The organism is Psychrobacter sp. T6-6 (assembly GCF_052258185.1).
In the GTDB taxonomy this organism is placed as follows: Bacteria; Pseudomonadota; Gammaproteobacteria; order Pseudomonadales; family Moraxellaceae; genus Psychrobacter.
The window spans coordinates 15,078-35,523 of sequence record NZ_JBQQEX010000015.1 but is presented as its reverse complement, the minus strand read 5'-3'; the positions used below and the strand labels follow the sequence as shown (position 1 = coordinate 35,523).

Sequence of the window (20,446 nt, the reverse complement as noted above, 5' to 3'; positions counted from 1 at the left end):
TCTTAAATAATTCTTAAGTGGTGTATATGGCACGACGTAGGCTACCGGTTCGCTGCACAATGATTTACCTGTTTTAACGTCCTAAGCTCACCTTAAGATTTGTTTGTTGTAATAGCGATAAGGCAGATGATGTGATATCTCGTCTGCTTACGATATCTTGCTGATTTTCAGTGTTTAGCAGCGGGTGTTGTCAATAAACAAACAAATGATTAAGGAGTGACAACCATGAGCCAAAAAGACATCATTAATTGGGACGACTCTTCTGCACATGTACCGAACATGCCTAAAGCGAGGCAAGTAAAAGTTTGGGACCTATTAGTAAGAGTGACTCATTGGACAGTCGCAGCTGGTATTATTGCTAATCTGTTTTTTACCGAAGATGGTGGTGAGTGGCATGAGTATGTCGGCTATACCGTTTTGGGACTGGTGGTCATACGTTTACTTTGGGGTCTGGTTGGCACGCGCTATGCACGCTTTACTGGCTTTTTCCCCACACCAAAACGACTCAAACGGCATGTATCAGATTTAAGCGTTCGACGCGTTGATGAGCAGAATCTTGGTCATAACCCCTTGGCCGCACTGATGATGTTATCGTTATGGGCTGTGACTATAGGGTTAGGACTAACCGGTTATCTGATGGAAGCAGGGCTGTTTGGTGATAAAGAGGTGCTTGAAGAGATTCATGAGTTATTAGCAAACAGCTTATATCTACTGGTTCCTCTACATATCATCGCAGCGATTGCCATGAGTTACTGGCAACGCCAAAACCTCATTAAATCAATGATAACGGGCAAAAAAACGGTGACAGACAAGCCGACTACTATGAAATAAGTCAAGCGATGGAGCACTTATGGCACGCATATTATTGATAGAAGACGACAGCACCATCGCTGATGGAATTGTCCTTGGCTTAAAAAGTCATGGCATGATGGTGGATTGGTTTGGTGATGCCAAGCAAGGTGAGATGGCGCTGCAAGATGGCATGTTTGATGCGGTACTGCTGGATTTGACCTTGCCAAAAGGTGATGGCATGACCGTCCTAAAAAACTGGCGGGAAAAACACATAGATACGCCAGTATTGATTATCACCGCTCGCGATGCGATTGCCAATCGTGTGGCAGGACTCAATGCCGGCGCTGATGATTATTTGGTGAAGCCATTTGCATTAGATGAGGTGATTGCCCGTCTACAAGCATTGATGAGACGCAGCCAAGGTCGGTGTCAACCTGAAGTCCGTTATGGCGAAGTGGCCTATCAGCCTCAGAATCAGCAAGTCTCTTATCAAGGCAAAATGGTAGAATTAACCATCAAAGAAGTGGCAATCTTAGAGCAAATGCTGACCCACCCTAAGCAAATCCACAGCCGCGCAAGCTTAGAAGACAAGCTATATGGGTGGCAACAAGATATCGAAAGCAATGCCATTGAAGTACACATTCATCATTTACGTAAAAAACTGGGCAATGATTTTATCTTGACCAAACGCGGTATTGGCTACTATCTCAATCCAGTCCATAACCACCATTAACCACCGTTAGGCATTCAACGGTCTGTTTTTGGTGCCTCCACTTTGTCTGCTACTTGGTGAGCCTATGAAAAGTATTCAGCAACGGCTATTAACATCGCTACTGATTGGTTTACCTTTGCTGTGGGTGCTTACCTCAAGCTTTATTGCGTGGAAGCTTTGGCACGAAATCAATGAGATGAATGACACCCAAATCACTCAAGTTGCCCGTTATTTAATAGGGGTCGCCCCCAAAGAAGAGGACGATAAAGACCATCATAGGCAAAGGGATGATAACAAAAAGCACACGCCCAAAATCTATGCGTTAAAAAGTAAGCAGCTATCAGGTGATCTTGGTGAGGCTGAGGATGACTATATGGGCTTTGCCATTTGGGATAAAAAAGGCCGTCTATTAATGGCTGATGAAAATGGTCAATCATTTGCTTTTTTGCCAGACCAGCATGGGTTTTTAGAAGAGCATGATTCTGCCTATCAGCGCCTCAACCCTTTTAGTAAGCGCTGGCGTTTATTTTACGTCCATGATGATCATGACTATGAAGGTCGGGTCATTGCCGTCGGACAGAACCTCAAATCTCGCCGAGAGATGATTACTGATGCCATGTCCGTGCAAGTGCTGCCGATGTTGATTGGGCTATTTGCATTTATGGGTTTGGTGGTGTGGCTGATCCGGCGGGGGTTTATGCCGTTAACTCAGATTAGTAGTGCGCTTGAACAGCGTCAACCGCAAGATGATAGCCCCATCACAGCGGACGTGCCCAAAGAGATCCAACCGTTAGTGAGCGCCTTAAATGTCTTGTTTGTAAAAGTCGCGGATACCCTAGCACGTGAGCAGCGCTTTACCGCCGATGCCTCACATGAGCTTAGAAGCCCGCTTGCGGCGTTAAAGCTACAAGCTGATTTGTTACAGCAGCAGATATTGCAGTTATCTGGCGTAGAAGACGATAATCAGCTGTTCTATCATGCCCAAAACATTAGCAATGGCATTGAGCGGGCCACTCATTTGGTCGATCAACTGCTGATTTTAGCCAAAATAGAACCGCAACAACAATTACCTCCTGAGCAATTAGAAAGTCCGGATTGGTTGATGCTAACGGATATTGTACTCAGTGATGTCAATCGGCTGGCTCGTGAAAAGCACATGCAATTAAAACGCACTGTGAACTGTGACAATCCTGCTGATATTCTACCCATCCTTATCAATCCAATTTTATTCAAACTGCTCATCCGTAACCTGTTGGACAATGCCATTCGCTATTGTCCCGAGGGCGCTTTGATTGAACTTCAGCTCGACACCAATGCTATTAGAGTGGTCGATAATGGCAGTGGCGTCGAGCCAGAACAACTGACGCGCTTAAGCGAGCGCTTTTATCGCCCAGCAGGTCAAAGCCAATTAGGTAGCGGTCTTGGGCTATCCATTGCCAATCGAATAGCAGAGCTGCACGGTCTGACGTTAGAGTTTGCTAACCGCTCTCAACCAGAAACTGGCTTTATCGTCACGATAAGACATAAAAAAGCGATATCAAGCATCTGATAAAACGATAAAAATTAATCGGCGTGGGCTTAAGGTTGAGTTAATATTTACCCCGTATGCTAGTTGTATTCCCTAATAATATAGACGGAGTACAATCTTATGAGCCTACCTCTATTAAAACCCTTATTATTGACTGTTGGTGCAACCTCATTAGTGTTTTTTGGTGGCGTTATCGCCTTATCTGTCCAGTCGCCCAGCGCTGATGACGCACTATCAGCTGCGAATGCCATGAGTCAAAATACTGACATTACCTCTATATCCTCTGATTTATCGTCCTTTAAAGCCGTGGCAAACCCTCTCACGCAATCCCCATTTGCCAATCCATCACCTCTGGCGGCACTCACAGCCACGCAAGCAACTGCGCTTGCGCAGCAAGACGCGCCCAATTCAGTATTGCAGGCTTCACCCGAGCTCGTCAATTATAACGGCACCGTCGCTTATGAGGTGCTATTAGACAGCGGCGCTACTTATATTGATGCCAGTGTCGGCACTGTACTGAATCCGGTTGCGACCAATGACTATCGTGCTGAGAGATTTGACGATGACGATTATGAAGATAAGCACCACGATGATGATAAACGTAAAGAGGATAAACATCGCAAAGCACACGATAAAAAATACTATAAAGAGAATGATCGCCTAATCGCCATGAGCTATCAGCAACATGATGAGGAGGAATACGATGACTAATACCAAATCACATTCGACACCAGCCGTCAAAAAAACGGCTAAAAAAGCAGATCCTTTTGCCGCTCTTAAAAGCAGCATTATGATGGTCTCGATTGCAGGTACTATGGCAGGATGGCTGGTACTACTCAATCAAGAACAAAAAACTGCCCCTGTGAGCACTGCCATTATAAGCACTGCTGTTGCTGAGTCTGATGAAAGGGCGGTCACGCCAACGCCCATCGCTGATATCAATCAATTGCGACAGGTCAATGCAGTCGCACCTGTTGAGGTAATAAGGGTTGTCGCTCGTACGCGATCTTCTCAATAAATAAGAAAAACCACAGATTATTTAGTTTGAATGTTTAGTCAAGGGAGGGCTTTGAATGCACACAAATATGTCCAATCAAACAACACCGCAACTGGCAACGATTAAACTGTTTGCCATGGGTTGTCACATTCAAATTAGCTTAAATACCACAAGACTGAGCGCGCAACCTTCACAAATGAGAATAGACCAACAAGTCGCTTTTTTGACAAACGATATTCAGCAGCGCTTAGCTGACTGGGAACATATCTTCAGTCGTTTTGATGACAGCAGTGAGCTTATGAGACTGAATAACCGTGGCGACCAATGGTCTGAGGTGAGTTCAGAATTATTTGAGGTGTTGCAGCGTGCCATTCACTTTGTCTCAAAGACTCAAGGCTTAGTAACACCAACGTTATTGCACCCTCTATGGGACGCAGGCTATAAGCATTCATTTGAGACCTTGCCCAAAATGTCTGTGCCATCATTACCTGTTACTAGCGTAAGCACCCCTACAAACGTGCAAGACACGACAAGTGCTAACCATGCCAATCAGCAGATAGAAGGTATTCAGCTTCGCCAGTTAGCTGACAGACAACATCAAGTATATCTGCCAGCTGGCATGGCACTGGATTTGAATGGATATGTCAAAGGGTGGTGCGCCATGCAGTTGGCGGAAAATATTAGCCGAGTTCATGACTGGCATATTCCCTGCTTAGTCGATATGGGTGGGGATATCGCGATTGGTGTTCCAAAAAACCCAACAGATAAACCGGTGTCTTGGGGAGTGGCTGTTGCCAAGCCGTATTTTGCCAATAGTGAGCACGTTCACAATGATGAAGATGTGGCGATCCTCAAGCTCAGCTCTGGGGCTGTCGCCACATCTGGGCAAGATTATCGTCGCTGGTTGCACGACGGCCGCTGGCAACATCATTTGATCCATCCGCATGACTTGCGTCCAGTAACAAGTGACGTCCTAACTGCAACGGTACTGGCGAAAGATGCGATGACGGCGGAGGTATACGCCAAATACTGCGTGCTTCTTGGTGTTAAAGCAGCCGTGGCGTGGCTCAACAAACACCATATTGCGGCGTTGTTAATAGATAGGGATAACAAAGTGATGGTGACTTCTGCCATGCGTCCAAACCTGCTTGCTAGTTAATTTATCACGCGACATGCGCTAGATATCAATACATTAAGTAAAGCCATTCATAGGAGCATAGTCATGCATACAGACCATCCTACCAGCAGTCATACTGCTTCCAATACTAATGTTCTCACTCAGGCTCTATGGGTTGGCTTAACGTTAAGCATTGCTATCGGAGTTGGTGGTTATGCGTCGTTAACTTGGGGAGAGACGGTATCTCAGCTACTGACCAGCACAGATAAACACTTTTGGTATTTATCACGGGCAAGCGGTGTTATCGCTTATACGTTATTTTGGTTGGCAGTCATTTTTGGCTTGTTGTTAAGCACTCGTTTAGGCAAGCGCTTTAATGCAGCGCGGGTATTTGTCTTACATCAGTATCTAAGCCTGATTGCCGTAGGCTTTGCCGCGTTTCATGCTGGTATCTTATTAGCAGATAATTTCTTAAATCTGAACTTATGGCAGGTGCTAATGCCTTTTGGTTTTCAGACTGAGCGTGTGGGCGTGGCCTTGGGGCAGTTGGGGTTTTGGTTCTTATTTATCTGTGCGTTTAGTTTTTATATTAAGCAGTATATTGGTCAATCAGCATGGCGCTGGCTACACTTTTTGACCTTTATGGCGTATATGTTCATCAGTATTCATGTGTTTATGGTGGGCTCAGACAGTCGCGCGCTGCCTTTGTTATTATTTTATGCCGGCAGTCAAACAATAGTCTTTTTACTAATAACCTATCGAATAATCGCTTTAAAGCAAGCAAGGTAACTATGTGGAAATTGGTGTGTCATTATAGGCTACACTGACATATTCTAATTTATGTCTAAATCGTTTGAGGGTATCTATGCTATGCATCATTCTATTCACGACGAAGCTCATCTAAGCAATCGCAATCATTGGCTTAGGGCAGCAGTACTTGGTGCCAATGATGGACTGATTTCAACCGCGAGTCTATTAGTCGGTGTCGCTGCAGCAAGTGCAAATAGTCAAACACTGCTATTGACAGGGATGGCCGCGTTAACCGCAGGTGCTCTATCGATGGCAGCTGGTGAGTATATTTCAGTATCGTCTCAAGCTGATACCGAAAAAGCGGATCTGGATAAAGAGTTGCATGAACTGACTCATAATGCTGAGCGCGAGCTATTTGAGCTCACCAAAATTTATGAGAAACGTGGACTGGATCATGTCTTAGCGCATCAAGTTGCCATAGCTTTGACTGAGCATGATGCACTAGAGGCGCATGCCCGAGATGAGATTGGTTTGACAGATCTGAGTCAAGCTAAGCCGATTCATGCGTCAGTTGCTTCTGGATTGTCATTCATTGCGGGCGCCATATTACCGATTATTGGTATTTTACTTTTGCCAGCACAAACACTGGTTTGGTCACTCGCGACTTTAACGATAGTAGGCTTAGCGCTACTTGGCATAATATCAGCGCGCTTGGGCGGTGCCCCTGTTATTCCTGCTACGTCTAGAGTTGTGATATGGGGTGTGCTCGCTATGGTCGCAACATCATTGATTGGTCGGTTGTTTGGGGTGGCAGCATTATAGGGGCCTCATAAAACTGGTCAGTAAATAAGGGTATACCTTAGCGGAACCAGCTATCTCACCCTTCAAACATATTAACAGACTACTTAAAGCAGACTGTTAGCATGGAACCATCTATAACAGACTTTTGAATTATAAGACTGGCTGCTGTGCTTTTTTCCTATCATTAGCCTATACCCAAAACATAAAACTTCTAAACGATAACCTATCTATCATTTGACTTTTATTTGATATTAAATGATAGTAATATCTTGCTATTATCAATGAACATCAATTATTAAGTCTAACTGATACAAAGAGGTATTATGACCGTTCGTATTTATGTGAGAGCCAGCACTAAGGATCAAGACGCTACTAGAGCATTAATAGATTTGGTTGCCTTCAGTAGCCGCTATGGTGATAGCTATGTTGATTACGTTGAGCACTTCAGTGGTACAAAGCTCGATAGACCAATCTTAGCTAAGTTGCTAAAGGACGCCGAGCAAGGCGATATTTTATTGGTTGAAAGCGTGGATAGATTAAGCAGACTATCTCAAGATGATTTTTCGATTCTAAAGCAGCGTATTAAAGATAAGGGCTTACGATTGGTGGTGGCTGATCTACCAACCACACATACGATGAGTGACGGTATGACAGGTGAGATCCTAAAAGTGATTAACGATATGCTGATCGATTTATTAGCGACCATGGCAAAGCTTGATAATGACAAGCGTAGAGAGCGCATTAAACAAGGATTGGCCAACAGTGGCTATAAACCCACTGGTAAGAAAGCCAATACCGCAAAACACAATCGTATTAAAGCATTGGCTAGTCAAAACAATATGACAAAAGAAGAGATCGCTAAGGCGGTTGGTGTTGGCGTAGCTACCGTTTATCGTGTCTTAAAGCAGGTCAATAGCTGAGGTATTTTAAATATCGACTCAACGTGACCTTTGGTCTTGATTTAAAGGCATCGCAACGTCATAAGAAAATCGTTTTAATGCAATAAGGCTTTATAATAATCATTATATTGCATTCATAATTGTTTTTGCGCAAAATGGCTTATCTATAATCGCTTGAGCCACTCATGATGAATACCCCTATCTCAGATCCTATTGGCGCAGCATGGCTTGTCCGTTATGCCAGCATAGAGCTGGTTTCGCCTTTATATGTCAGCAGTAGTATCGGTGGGCGCAGACAAACCTATAAAGACGGTGACGTCATTCATAACGCTTATCAGGAAACCGCACGTCCACTGGACACTATCATTGCGCACTTACAGTTTCACATGCGTCATGAAGTACTGAATTTAGAGTTACTGGTTCGTCTATTTGAGCAGATAGGGGCAAATGACGTGCAAGCATGGGTAAACGCTGAGCCGACAGGCAGCTATGCCCGTAGAATGGCTTTCTTGTATGAGTGGCTCATGGATAAGCATTTAGAGGTACCGAGTAATATAGGCGGTAACTATGTGGATGCTTTGGATACCAAGAAGTTGGTTACTTCAAGTCCTTCGCAGGTCATCAAGAACGCTCGCTGGCGTATCAATGACAATCTAGCAGGAACCCGTCATTTCTGTCCGATGCTGGTAAAAACAGAGGCCTTTACGCAAGCAGCTGCACTCGATATTGCCACAATGGTTGACAAACTTAACGATGAATTTGGGCAAGACTTACTGATGCGCGCCTCCGTATGGATGACCCTACGAGAGAGTAAAGCCAGCTTTACTATAGAAGGTGAGGGAAAAGAGTTAAAACGCATTGAACGTTTTGCCGATGTGATGGCACGGCGTACCGGCACCGGTGACATTCCGCTTGATCCTGAATCACTAGCAGAGTTGCAACAAGAGATACTCGGTAGCAAAACGGTTATCCAGCAGTATGGTGTCCGTCAATCACCAGTTTTTGTGTCGCATACTCAGGTCAATGGCTTTAAAGAAATTGTGCATTATATTGCTCCACCAGCTGATGACATTGCTGATAAGTTAGAAGGATTACAGGTATTTATGGAAAAGACTGAGGGACAATCAGCACTGATGCGTAGTGCGGTTGCCTCCTTTGCCTTTGTATATATTCATCCGCTGGCGGATGGCAATGGCCGTGTACATCGCTTTTTAATTAATGACGTCCTCAGGCGAGACCAGGTCATTCATGAGCCGATTATCCTACCTATATCACAAGCCATTGCCGAGCATCCCTCAGACCGGCATGCCTATGATAAGATTTTAGACCGTGTCTCTGTGCCGCTCATGAAGCAAATCCGTGATCATTACAGCTTTGATAAACAGGCAGTTACCTACCCTGATGGTATTCGCTCAAACTTAAATTTTGGAAATACTCACCTGATTCAACCGGCATGGCGCTTCATGGATCTAACGCCTCACGTTCAGTACTTATCAGGACTGATTGCTCATGTTATTGAAAAAGAGATGCATAACGAGTCACAGTACCTAAGAAAGCATGACCATGCACGACTGGCGATAAAAGAGATTGTTGAGATGCCCAACAGCTATGCCGATAGAATCATTCGCAGCATGCTACAAAATAAGGGTGCTAAAAGTAATAAGCTACTGAAGGATTATCCGTTTTTGGCAAATGATGAGGTTTGGGACGATATTTTCTCTATCGTTGTAGAGACCTTTAAAGATGAAGCAGATGGTTTGAATAGTTAGACGAACCCTGCTATACGCAGGAAAGTCTGCCTTGATAATCAAGCTCAAGCTAGTCTCAATATTATCGTTCCAATGATGATTCGTTTGTAAAACGATTCGGCGAAAATACCGTAGCCTGAAAAGTAATCAATATTTTTCTTGACCCTATTCAAGCTAATAAACTACTAAAAATAGAATATGTTAAAGGAACTTTGATAACAGATTACTTTTGTTTGACAAGAATTATTACAGCTCCTAAAATTTGAGTATTTGAGTATTTGAGTATTTGAGTATTTGAGTATTTGAGTATTTGTTTAGCTATAACAGCTATCAGCTGACGCGAACACTTAGCTGTAGCTTGTATTTCAGAATAGCTATGCCCAGATTTTAGGAGGCTAGCAATAATCTTACGCTTTTCGGTATCTTTCCTACGCCCTAAATATTTACCTTCTGTCTTAGCATGAGCAATACCTTGCACCTGACGGTTATGTCGATCTTTATAGTCCTTTCTAGCAATAGCAGCGAGCATATCAAGCATCATCGAATTAATGGACTGTAATACGCTGCTCATAAATTCAGTGCTGCTCTCAGATTGAGGCGTCATATATGAGGTCGGTAGCTCTTTTGATACTACCCCAGATTCTTTTCTAATAGCATTCTTTTGAGAGTATCCCAATCAGCTTGGTTTAAACGTGCTAAGCGGTCAATCTGCTCTACCAAAATTATATCGCCTTCATAGGCATCATCGATCACTTACATTAACTGTGGACGTATTAAAGTTGCGCCTGATTCGTTTTCGACATAGAAGGCGGCAATTTTGTGATCATGATCAGTAGCAAACTGTATAAGCTCGTTTTTGGTACGCTTGGCATCTTATTCTTTGGTAGACGCTCGTAGACACGCTCTGATAAACATAAACACGTACAATAGTCTGTTATAAGTAGTTCCATTACAGCAGTCTATTTTAAGTCGTCTATTAATCGGTTTTTGATGCCTTTTAGATGGTTCCCTTGGGGTATACCCTACGATAACAGGAAAGCCATCGCGAATGACAAAACCTGTTTAGCTTTTAAACAAGACGGGTTTGTCGATAGTATGTAAGATAAGTTCGAAAAGTAACTGGAGTGTGAGGCTATTCATACTTGGTCTGAATTAAAGTTTTATTGTGATTAATTTCTGCTCAATGTTATTCATTTGTCGCCATGATGAGTGATGGCGGCTTGTGATTTAGTTAGGAAAAATAATCTTGAGTAATAAGATACGTTTGTGGCATTTGTAGCAGAGCTTGTTCTAGGCTTCTTTACTTACATTTTCCTGCAAGTTCTTTTTTAGTAAATGATCGAATATAAATGGGCCAAAAGGTAAGAGTGAGCCGAGTACGCCCGCAGGTATTGCCCAAAGAGGCATTTTCATTTTGATAGCTGAGCCTATAAGTATTATGATATAGGTAATAAACAACATACCGTGTGCCATACCGATGTATTTCACACCTTCTGGAATGTCCATCATATATTTTAGTGGCATGGCGATGAAGAGCAATAATAAGAAAGAGGTGCCTTCTAGATAGCCTATAAGGGTAAGACTTTTTAACGCTGTCTCTTGTTTTTTTCTAAGGCTGTGAATTTTTTCAATAGTTGGCTGAGCCTGTGACACTGTATTTTCCTTTTGTTATGATCAATAAAGAATTTATGGATTATTCAATGTCTCTATAATAATGGCTCTACGCAGAGCTTTTAAGTATTGAGTTTTAAGACCTAAAATGAGTGAGTACCTATACCAGTCATACATTATCTTCCAGTTCACATTTTATAAACATACTCAAGTATAAAAAGTATGTTTCCGTATAGAGTGAATACGACGCTAGTTCATTTTGTTTGTGATAATCGGCATCAATGTGCTTATTTATTACGCTTACTTTCTAAAAATATCATGTCAATTATAATCAATGCGACACCGACACAGACACCTATATCTGCAACATTGAAAAGAGGATAATTCCAGACATCAGCATAATGCACATGGATAAAGTCAACCACTTTACCAATTCTTAAACGATCGATTAAGTTGCCAATCGCACCACCAAGCATTAAGGCCAACCCCATAGATAATAGCTTGGCTGCACGTGGCGCTTTGATTAAATAAACCGTTAAAAAGATAGCCATTACAAAAGCTAAGCCTGAGAAAAACCATTTCTGCCAACCGCCAGCGTTGGCTAAAAAGCTAAATGCTGCCCCATAGTTATAAGCGAGTGTCCAGTTGAGAAATGGTTCAATGACCGGTACGGGGTCATTGAACGCTAATGTGGTTTGGGCCAACCACTTAGTCCATTGATCAAGTATTAATACCATTATCGCCAACAAATACCAGATAAAAGCGCGACTGCCATTGGCAACCATTTTTGGCATTTTGTCCAACTTATCTTTAGGTGTTATTGAGTTGCCTGAAGTCACGTACATAGCTTTAGGCGTATGATTTATGGTTTTAGAGTCAATCGATTGATGAGTACTACTCACAGCTATAGGTACCTTCTTGTCAGCAATATTAGTACTAGCCGATTCAACGCTATTCAATTTAGTACTATCTAATCTGTCGGTAGATTCAGTCATAGTTGTTTCCTTTATCTATGTTTATACAATGAACAATGTTAAACGTATATGTTTTTGGTATACGATTATTAATCGCGCCACTTTCATAAACGGCTCCACTTACCGCTCTGGTTTTATGAAACTTACGGTAATAATTTTTTATTAGGGAATCTGTTGATTGATTTCAACATTAACCTGAGTCTGTTCAACGCTAATCATTATAGGATTACCCGATAAGTCGCCTGATTCTGCTATGGCATTACCGCTATGACTAATACGAGCAACGACTGCTAACTGAGTTTTGTCACTACGAGCTGAATTTAACGTGCGATCTGGCATCATCGCATCAAGATTACTTAAGCGGATACTAGCCTCACCTTGCTTGATAATACTAATGGGTAAACGTTTGGCGGCAAACGGTGGACCTCCTTTAACGTCACGTATCGCAACAAACAACACATCATCAGCTTTCACTAACGGTAATAAATTAGCGTTAATTTTCACTGTCACGTCAATACCTTCTAGCGCTTGCTTTTCTTGCGTGCTAACGTAGTTGCTTAACTCATCTAAGCTTGCTAAAGCTTTAGTATGATCACCTGGTTTGGCCACAATGCTGCCTTGTAAGCGTTTAATCCAACCTTGCGCTTGGGCAAAGTTACTACTACGAGTCTCACCCATTGCCATGAGCATTTGAGCCCGTTCATGCTGCGGATTCTTAGCTAATATAGCTTGTAATAGACGGCGAATATTGGCGTCTAACTGACCTTCATTAACAAAAAAACTAGTCTGAGCATAAGTAGTAGCAATCTCCTCGTTATCAGGTGCTAAACGATAGGCACGCGATAAGGCTTCTAACGCAGAGTCAGTCGCCTCCATCGATAAGAAAAGTTCAGATAGGCGCATCCAGCGATTAGGATCATCAGCGTTACGATGGACGTTGGTCTGCATAGCGCTAATCAACTGACGACCGTTTTCAGTCGCCCACTTTGGTGGCTTATCAATCTTAGCCGTCAATAGGTCATCAGCCACTTGTCCTACTTTGTCCTCGCTTGTCCACAAATCAAACACGGGCGTACGATTGCCTATTAGTAAGTACGCCATTGCAGCCAATATTGGGATCCAAGCTGCGACAATTAAACGGCTTTTGACATCAGGGGTGACCATAGGTGTTATCTGACGCTGCGCATCTAATAGCTGACGCTCCAGTTCCAGCTTTTGATTTTGATAATGGCTATTATTAATAGTACCGCTGTCTTTATCTGTTTGTAGCTCAGCTAAACGTTCGCGAAATACTGCAACATTAATATCTAGCAGTTGATTGTCTATTGGTTTGGACTGCAAACGCGGTGCTCGTAGCCATGGCATAATAGCAATTAGCGCAAATATAAGAGCAATCAGCAAGCTTAGAGCTACAAATAAGCCAAAAGTAGAAAATAGAGTCATTTTTTGTCCTCTATGCTAGTAATATCGTGGTCGACATTCTCAGCTTGCGATAATAGACGATCAAGCTCAGCCTTTTCCGCAGAGGTCAAGGCAGCAGTACTGTTCACTGTAACGCCGTTTTGGCCACGGGCGACAACTTGGCGGCGTTTACTTTGCCAAAACCAACCAACAATTAAGACGAGCAATAATAGTGGTGGAAAAAACCATAGGATCCATGTCGATGGTCGCATAGGCGGCTTGTAGCTAATAAAGTCACCGTAGCGCTCTTGCATATAGGCGCGTATTTCAGCATCACTACGTCTATCTTTAATTAAATCATAGACTTTTTGCTTTAGATCCTGTGCAATCGGTGCATCAGAGGCTGCAAGGTTTTGATTTTGGCATTTTGGGCAGCGAAACTCTTCTATTAATCCACGATACTGAGCTTCTTGCTGTGGTGAATCAAAATCGTATACGTCAATAGCTGCGTTTGCCGTCATGTTAAGCAGACACGCTAGTATTAAGCTTGCTAGTTTTAAAATTATATTGAGTTTTATTTGAGGAGCTCTTATTCGAGTAACGTTCATTTGCACATCTCCTCAACCTGAATGAGATCAGGACTATCGTTGTTCTTATTAGCCTCATTAAGTACGGTCAGGCACGGCTTAACACGCTGTTGCCAATTGGCTTCATTAATCTCACCAACAATATGCTGACGAATGATGCCATCTCCATCCACAACAAAGGTTTCGGGCGCACCAGTTATGCCTAAGTCTAGAGCAAACTGACCCAATGAATCCTGAATAGACATAGAAAATGGATCACCGCCTTGGTTTAAGTAACTGAGCGCATTACCAATCTCATCCTTATAATTCACACCAACGATATCAATGCCGCGCTCTTCTAGTTGCATTAAAAACGGATGCTCAATAATGCAAGTTGGGCACCACGAGCCCCAAACATTAAGTAAAAACGGCTTATCTGGCAAATTATTATTGGTGATAGTACGGGTAGTATCTGCTAATAACGGCAGCTCAAAGGCAGGAACCGGACGCTCAAGAGCGGTATTGGTCACAATGTCTGTTGGTTTACCTAAGCGCATGTACAATATAACTACCAAACCAAAAAAGAGGATAAGCGGAATTAAGAACCATAGCTTCATCTGCTTTTTTTTCATTGCCTTTGGGTTACGCTGCTTACTGTTTTGGCTATCTTTTTGCTCAGGAGTGTTATTCGACATAGTCATTTATTTCTCCTTTAGTGTCGACATCGTCGATGCTGAGATTGCCTGCTCAATAGCTACCTCATTGACTCCATCAGTAGCCAAACTACCAGTAACTAGCAACGGAGCTTTAACTTTTTTGATGCGGTATCGTTTATCAAGCATACTAATTAATCCACCTAGAGCCATGATAATTGCCCCTAACCAAATCCAGCGAATTAATGGTTTTACATAAATCCTTAATGCCCATTGGTTACTACCATCGGCAATAGGTTCGCCCAGTGCGACATAAACATCGCGCATAAGACTGGGGTCAATAGCGGCTTCAGTCGTTGGCATCGTGCTGATAATATAAGTACGCTTTTCTGGAGTCAGTTTCGCCACTTCACGACCGTCTTTGGATACCACGACTTGCGCTTGCGTTGCATCAAAGTTACTACCCTTTATTTCAAAAAATTCAGTTACTTCAAAATCGTAACCTTGAACATTGACTGTATCGCCAATACCCATTGCTACGTCACGCTCAATACTCAGGCTACTAGTAAAGGCTATGCCAATGACAGCAACCAATACGCCAATATGAGCAGTCTGTTGACCCCAATAGCTCAGACGCAACTGCCGCAAACCGTTAAAAAGATTAGGCGCATTCTTAGTTTTATCTTTAAAATCAACTGCCATCCATAGCAGTGCCCAAAAGCTAACGGCTAAAGTCACACCAATATTAAGCATAGACGATGGATTAACAAAGTAAGTAATAATGGCAGCTAATACTAAGCTACTAACGGCGATGACCATGCCTATACCCAGTAGTGGACGGGTGTCTTTTTTCCAGCGAATATTTGAGCCCATACCCATAGCTATTAATAACAGCCACGTTAAAGGTACAAATAATGCATTAAAATAAGGAGGGCCAACGGACACTTGTCCTAAACCAAAGGCATCAGCGATAATAGGGTAAAGGGTGCCGAGCAGCACCACTAAGGTTGCAATCAAAATGATGGCGTTGTTGATCACTAAAAAGGACTCACGTGAAATCAGCTGATATTGACTTTCAACGGTTAAACGCCAACCTCGAACGGCAAACATTAATAGACCACTACCGATGATAATGCCAAGAATAGCTAAGATAACCAAACCACGCGTCGGATCAGCGGCAAACGAATGCACTGAGGTAAGGACTCCAGAGCGTACCAGGAACGTGCCAAGCAAGCTTAAGGCAAAGGCGAAAATAGCCAGCATAATGGTCCATGCTTTAAACACCCCGCGCTTTTCAGTGACTGCTAATGAATGCAGCAATGCTAAGCCGACAAGCCAAGGCATAAACGAGGCATTCTCTACCGGATCCCAAAACCACCAACCGCCCCAGCCAAGCTCGTAGTAGGCCCACCACGAGCCCAGTGCAATACCAATGGTCAAAAACCCCCAAGCCGCGAGCGCCCATGGACGTGACCAGCGTGTCCAAGCAGCATCTAAACGCCCTTCCCACAATGCCGCCATACAAAATGCAAAAGGTACTACCATACCCACATAGCCCATATATAACATGGGCGGATGAATAATCAGACCGAAATCTTGTAGGACAGGATTTAAATCAGCGCCATCGACCGCTAGATTGGGTAAGGTACGCTCAAACGGTGACGAGGTAAATATCAGCATCGTTAGCATCATTAACTGTACACCGGCCAAAATAACTAATACCCGCGCACGCATTGATAACGGCAAGCCGCGACTAAAGTATGATACCAGTGCACACCATGTGGCCATGATGGTCATCCATAGCAGCAAAGAGCCCTCGTGTCCGCCCCATGTCGCCGATAACTTATAGTACCAAGGCAACAGCGTATTGGAATGCTGCGCGACGTAACTGAGGCTAAAATCATTATAATAAAAACCTGCTATCAAAGCGCCAAATGACGTTATCATGGCGGCAAACTGTGCCCAAGCTAAGCTAGGGGCTAGTCGTTGCCAAGCAACTTGGTTATGAATAACACCAATAGTTGGCAGAATTACCTGCAATAACGCCAATACAAAAGCGGTAAGCAAGGCAAAATAGCCCAATTCTGTAATCAACATACGGTCTAACCTTATTTACTCTAATGCGGTTGCAGTTTACTGTGGCGGTGGAATTTTTATTATTAGAACCCACCCCCGAAATCTGCTGCTATCTCTAGTTTTTAATTGATTTCGAAGGGTTTTATTTAACTACTTTAGGCGGATTTACCAGTGGAGGCGCTCCCTTAAAGCGCAGTAAACGTAACGCATTAAGAGTAACGAGCACTGTTGCTCCAGCATCAGCTAGAACCGCAATCCATAGTCCAGTAATGCCGAATACGGTCGTGATCAGAAAGACGCCTTTGAGACCCAAAGCGAAAATGACGTTCTGATGAATGTTGCGCATGGTGGCACGTGAAAGTGCGATGAGATGAGCCATATCCGTAACACGACTTTTTAATAATGCGATATCGGCCGTCTCAATGGCCACATCGGTACCACCACCCATCGCGATGCCAACATCGGCAGTTGCTAGCGCTGGCGCATCGTTAATACCATCACCAACCATCGCTATTTTGCGGTTGTTCTTCATCTCGTTAAGCAGGCGCAGTTTGTCCTCAGGCAACAGCTCAGCTTCCCATTCCACGTCTAAATTACTGGCAAGTGCTTGAGCGGTTAAGCGGTTGTCGCCTGTTAGCATGACGGAGCGCACACCCATCGCTTTGAGCTGAGCCACACCTTCATGAGCGTCGTCTCGTAATTCGTCTCTTAGCGCGATTAATCCAAGCACTTCACGGTTTTGCTCATCGAAAAGAACAGAGACGGTCTTACCCTCATTTTGCAGCGCCTCAATTTGCGCCTGTTGTGTGGATGAAATCAATGCCTCATCGGCTGCGTAAACAGGCGAACCGATAGCTAGCGCGCGCTCCGCGACAGTTGCGTGTACCGCTTTACCCGCAGTAGCAGAAGCTTTGGAAGCCACAGGTATAACAACTTTAGCGGCTTCAGCATGGCTGACAATGGCTTCAGCAAGTGGGTGACTAGAACCAGTCTCCACACTGGCAAAAAGTGCCAATATCTCATCTTGACCTTGAGAATTCTGACCTTGAATACTTGAGTCCTCTTGTGTAAAGGCAACAACATCGGTCACGCGTGGTTTGCCTTCAGTTAAAGTGCCTGTCTTGTCAAAAGCGACCGTCTTCACTTGGCCGATAGTTTCTAAAGCACTACCGCCTTTGATCAGCAAGCCACGGCGCGCACCAACAGCAAGACCAGAGGCGATGGCAGCGGGTGTTGATAGTACAAGAGCACAGGGACAGGCAATCAGCAACAGTGCTAGACCGCGATACAACCAAGTCGACCAATCTCCACCCATGGCTAACGGTGGAATGATAATAATTAGTGCGGCAATAGCCATCACTGCCGGTGTGTAATAGCGACTGAATTTCTCAATAAAACGGGCAGTGGGTGCTTTGGAGGCTTGGGCTTGCTCTACCAGCTCAATAATGCGCGAAATGGTGTTATCGGCGGCTGTCTTCTCTACGCGCACTTGGAGCACACCATCGATGTTAATTGACCCTGCAAATACATTGTCACCCATCGTCTTGGCAACAGGAACAGACTCTCCCGTCACGGGCGAATCATCAAGGCTGGACGCACCTTGAACAATGGAACCATCAGCAGATACCCTATCTCCAGGACGCACCAGCACAAGGTCATTCACTTGTAATGAAGTCGCTGGAACGTTACGCTGCCCACCTTGAGCATCAAGTAAAATTGCACTTTTCGGAACCAGCGATGATAAGGCTCTGATGCCAGCGCGAGCGCGATCAGCAGCGATACTCTCAAACAGTTCACCGATTGAGAACAAAAAGACAACTGCTGCGGCCTCTTCAGCTTCACCAATGATAAGTGCGCCAAGCACGGCGACGGACATCAGCGTTTCAATTGAAAAGAATGAACCTGTTTTAGCCAGTGCTAAGGCTTTGCGCGCAAATGGAAAAACGCCTACAATCACAGCGATGGCAAACACCCATATCCCATAAGCGGGCAACAGTAGTGACAGTGCATAAGCGCTGCCCATCAAAATACCGAGGCCAACAACCTGTTTGCCTTTTTGAGTTTGCCACCATTGCTTATCCTGCGGAGCCATCTGATTGTCGCTGTCAATATCAATAGCCGATACAGTTTGTTGACCAGTATTGGCAGAGATGCCGAACCCTAGGCTTTTGATTGTTTTTTCGATATCACTAGCCTGAGTCGGCGCACCAGGGGCTAAATTTAGCTCTAGCGTTTCTGTAGCGAAATTCAGCTGAACATCAGAAACCCCAGGCATACGTTTCAAAGCTGTTTCAATCTTGCCGATGCAACTGGCACAGTCCATACCTTCAATATGATATTTCATAATAATTTACCCTTTGAATAATGATATTATGAACCCTATAGTGGCTTTAGAGTCAAGGTTATTTATCTACAGTTTCGTAATTTTAATTTCTCTAGCGCTAGTCTTTACAGCCACTTTAATTATTTAAATCATAGAGGTTGTTATGACAATCAAAATTGGTGAGCTCGCTAAACGCACAGGTGCCACAGTAGAAACCATTCGCTATTATGAAAAAGAGCGTTTATTACCCGAGCCTTTTCGTAGCGAAGGGAATTATCGTTTATATAATGAAGAGCACATTGAGCGTCTACAATTTATCCTACATTGCCGTACGCTCGATATGGCTTTAGATGATGTGCGAATCTTACTTGAATACTGGGAGTCGCCTGACAAGGACTGCGGCGATGTGAATAACTTGCTAGATGAGCACATTCATGCTGTGGAAATACGAATGGAAGAACTGATGCACTTAAAGCATCACTTGACCGTTTTGCGCCAGAAATGTGCAAGTAGTGCACCAGCGTCATCATGTGGCATTTTAAACGCGCTTGTCGATAACTCCTGTCATGAGTAATGATATCAGTAGTGTTCATTTCTGACGGATCAAATCATGAAAGGTTAAATACGCCCTGATGTTAAGCACAAAAAAACCCAGCAATGATATTAAGATCACTACTGGGTTGGAGGAAATAACAACTATGTTGTGCTGACTTAGAAAGTCTTATTTATCATTCATAGCAAGGTAGATATTACGATCTGATGCGGATGCGTCATCCACGTATTTTGAATCGCGCCATGTCGTATAAGCATAGACACCACTGTATGGGCTGATGCTGTTCTGACGGAAATCAGAAATCCAATTTTCGCCATCAAATATTTGGATATGGCCATGCGGGCGCTTTGATGAGCGATCATAGACAATAACATCACCTACTTGGGTTGGCATATCATTACTGATTTTGCTAAAACCTGCTTTATCAAGCGTGCCACGAGTGGCGTACTGATAGGCTGAAGGATTGGGTGTAAATTCATAACCAGCTGATTGTAGTGCTTTACGTACGTAACGGGCACAATATCCAGAGCTGCCAGATAAAGCCACTTTTGAGGCGCGAGCAGCAGCGATAGCGGGGGCTGAATTGCTGTCAGGAACCTTATTGACTTGCTGCTGTTGTTTTTCAGCGTATAAGCGGCTGTTTAATGATGAAAGCTGATTCTCTTTTTGCTTGGCCTGCGCACTTAGGTTGCTAATTGCTTGACTAATTTCATCATTATTAGAAACATAAGCACCACTTTTGGTGCTATAGATGTTTTTTGATGAACCGTAGTTTGATGCCACAGAAGTATTGGTGATGGTATTATTTGTTTGAGAGATTGTGATAGCAGCACCACTCGTTTGTGCTATGCCCATACCCAGTACTGACAAAATCAATAAAGCCTGTTTCATAAATCTAATACCTACGGTTAATTCAAAATCGTCTGTTATCAACAACAGCGCAGT

20 protein-coding genes are annotated in these 20,446 nt (G+C 43.6%); 11 read left to right on the top strand and 9 right to left on the bottom strand.

Annotated features, from left to right (window positions below; all coding sequences use genetic code 11):
- Nucleotides 1-225 precede the first annotated feature (225 nt).
- The 10 genes from ACTXGL_RS13780 (at nucleotide 226) to ACTXGL_RS13735 (ending at nucleotide 9,365) form a co-directional block, all read left to right on the top strand.
- A complete protein-coding gene (locus tag ACTXGL_RS13780) occupies nucleotides 226-831 on the top strand; it encodes a cytochrome b/b6 domain-containing protein (RefSeq protein ID WP_020444589.1) in 606 nt (201 codons plus the stop codon).
- A gap of 19 nt (nucleotides 832-850) precedes the next feature.
- The gene (locus tag ACTXGL_RS13775) at nucleotides 851-1,525 is read left to right on the top strand and encodes a response regulator (protein ID WP_020444568.1); all 675 of its coding nucleotides are present in this window, start codon (nucleotides 851-853) and stop codon (nucleotides 1,523-1,525) included.
- 64 nt (nucleotides 1,526-1,589) lie between these two features.
- Nucleotides 1,590-3,053, top strand: coding sequence for an ATP-binding protein (locus ACTXGL_RS13770; protein ID WP_011959972.1), 1,464 nt, complete (start codon nucleotides 1,590-1,592; stop codon nucleotides 3,051-3,053).
- A 99-nt stretch (nucleotides 3,054-3,152) separates the two neighbouring features.
- Nucleotides 3,153-3,743, top strand: a complete 591-nt coding sequence (locus tag ACTXGL_RS13765; protein ID WP_011959973.1) for a PepSY domain-containing protein — start codon at nucleotides 3,153-3,155, stop codon at nucleotides 3,741-3,743.
- Nucleotides 3,736-4,050 (top strand): hypothetical protein, encoded by a 315-nt coding sequence (locus tag ACTXGL_RS13760; RefSeq protein WP_020444569.1) that lies wholly within the window; start codon nucleotides 3,736-3,738, stop codon nucleotides 4,048-4,050. The genes ACTXGL_RS13765 and ACTXGL_RS13760 overlap by 8 nt, the downstream gene beginning before the upstream one ends.
- Nucleotides 4,051-4,105: 55 nt before the next feature.
- The gene (locus ACTXGL_RS13755; protein WP_011959975.1) at nucleotides 4,106-5,188 is read left to right on the top strand and encodes an FAD:protein FMN transferase; all 1,083 of its coding nucleotides are present in this window, start codon (nucleotides 4,106-4,108) and stop codon (nucleotides 5,186-5,188) included.
- A 63-nt stretch (nucleotides 5,189-5,251) separates the two neighbouring features.
- Nucleotides 5,252-5,935 (top strand): hypothetical protein, encoded by a 684-nt coding sequence (locus ACTXGL_RS13750; protein ID WP_011959976.1) that lies wholly within the window; start codon nucleotides 5,252-5,254, stop codon nucleotides 5,933-5,935.
- Between the two features lie 81 nt (nucleotides 5,936-6,016).
- Nucleotides 6,017-6,718 carry a VIT1/CCC1 transporter family protein gene (locus tag ACTXGL_RS13745; protein ID WP_011959977.1) on the top strand — a complete coding sequence of 234 codons (702 nt, stop codon included), beginning with the start codon at nucleotides 6,017-6,019 and terminating at the stop codon, nucleotides 6,716-6,718.
- 302 nt (nucleotides 6,719-7,020) lie between these two features.
- A complete protein-coding gene (locus ACTXGL_RS13740; protein ID WP_114701980.1) occupies nucleotides 7,021-7,617 on the top strand; it encodes a recombinase family protein in 597 nt (198 codons plus the stop codon).
- A 164-nt stretch (nucleotides 7,618-7,781) separates the two neighbouring features.
- A complete protein-coding gene (locus tag ACTXGL_RS13735; protein WP_114701979.1) occupies nucleotides 7,782-9,365 on the top strand; it encodes a Fic family protein in 1,584 nt (527 codons plus the stop codon).
- Between the two features lie 202 nt (nucleotides 9,366-9,567).
- On the opposite strand, the gene ACTXGL_RS13730 is transcribed toward ACTXGL_RS13735, so the two are convergent.
- The 8 genes from ACTXGL_RS13730 to ACTXGL_RS13695 form a co-directional block, all read right to left on the bottom strand.
- Nucleotides 9,568-9,948 (bottom strand): recombinase family protein, encoded by a 381-nt coding sequence (locus tag ACTXGL_RS13730; protein ID WP_265088201.1) that lies wholly within the window; start codon nucleotides 9,946-9,948, stop codon nucleotides 9,568-9,570.
- Nucleotides 9,949-10,634: 686 nt separating this feature from the next.
- Nucleotides 10,635-10,967, bottom strand: coding sequence for a DUF3817 domain-containing protein (locus ACTXGL_RS13725; protein ID WP_131603940.1), 333 nt, complete (start codon nucleotides 10,965-10,967; stop codon nucleotides 10,635-10,637).
- A 275-nt stretch (nucleotides 10,968-11,242) separates the two neighbouring features.
- Nucleotides 11,243-11,950, bottom strand: coding sequence for a signal peptidase II (gene lspA / locus ACTXGL_RS13720; RefSeq protein WP_075107731.1), 708 nt, complete (start codon nucleotides 11,948-11,950; stop codon nucleotides 11,243-11,245).
- Between the two features lie 141 nt (nucleotides 11,951-12,091).
- Complete coding sequence (gene ccmI, locus ACTXGL_RS13715; protein WP_114701928.1) at nucleotides 12,092-13,372, bottom strand: c-type cytochrome biogenesis protein CcmI; 1,281 nt, start codon at nucleotides 13,370-13,372, stop codon at nucleotides 12,092-12,094.
- Nucleotides 13,369-13,851, bottom strand: a complete 483-nt coding sequence (locus ACTXGL_RS13710) for a cytochrome c-type biogenesis protein (protein ID WP_371532842.1) — start codon at nucleotides 13,849-13,851, stop codon at nucleotides 13,369-13,371. Before ACTXGL_RS13710 ends, ccmI begins: the two co-directional genes overlap by 4 nt.
- Nucleotides 13,852-13,934: 83 nt before the next feature.
- Nucleotides 13,935-14,597 carry a DsbE family thiol:disulfide interchange protein gene (locus ACTXGL_RS13705; RefSeq protein WP_114701929.1) on the bottom strand — a complete coding sequence of 221 codons (663 nt, stop codon included), beginning with the start codon at nucleotides 14,595-14,597 and terminating at the stop codon, nucleotides 13,935-13,937.
- Nucleotides 14,598-16,646, bottom strand: a complete 2,049-nt coding sequence (locus tag ACTXGL_RS13700) for a heme lyase CcmF/NrfE family subunit (protein ID WP_114701930.1) — start codon at nucleotides 16,644-16,646, stop codon at nucleotides 14,598-14,600.
- Between the two features lie 121 nt (nucleotides 16,647-16,767).
- Nucleotides 16,768-18,969 (bottom strand): heavy metal translocating P-type ATPase, encoded by a 2,202-nt coding sequence (locus tag ACTXGL_RS13695; RefSeq protein ID WP_102083145.1) that lies wholly within the window; start codon nucleotides 18,967-18,969, stop codon nucleotides 16,768-16,770.
- 142 nt (nucleotides 18,970-19,111) lie between these two features.
- Here ACTXGL_RS13695 and cadR point away from each other — a divergent pair, with 142 nt between their 5' ends.
- Nucleotides 19,112-19,522, top strand: a complete 411-nt coding sequence (cadR, locus tag ACTXGL_RS13690) for a Cd(II)/Pb(II)-responsive transcriptional regulator (protein WP_007394845.1) — start codon at nucleotides 19,112-19,114, stop codon at nucleotides 19,520-19,522.
- A 147-nt stretch (nucleotides 19,523-19,669) separates the two neighbouring features.
- On the opposite strand, the gene ACTXGL_RS13685 is transcribed toward cadR, so the two are convergent.
- Nucleotides 19,670-20,392, bottom strand: coding sequence for a CHAP domain-containing protein (locus tag ACTXGL_RS13685; RefSeq protein ID WP_057758750.1), 723 nt, complete (start codon nucleotides 20,390-20,392; stop codon nucleotides 19,670-19,672).
- Nucleotides 20,393-20,446 lie beyond the last annotated feature (54 nt).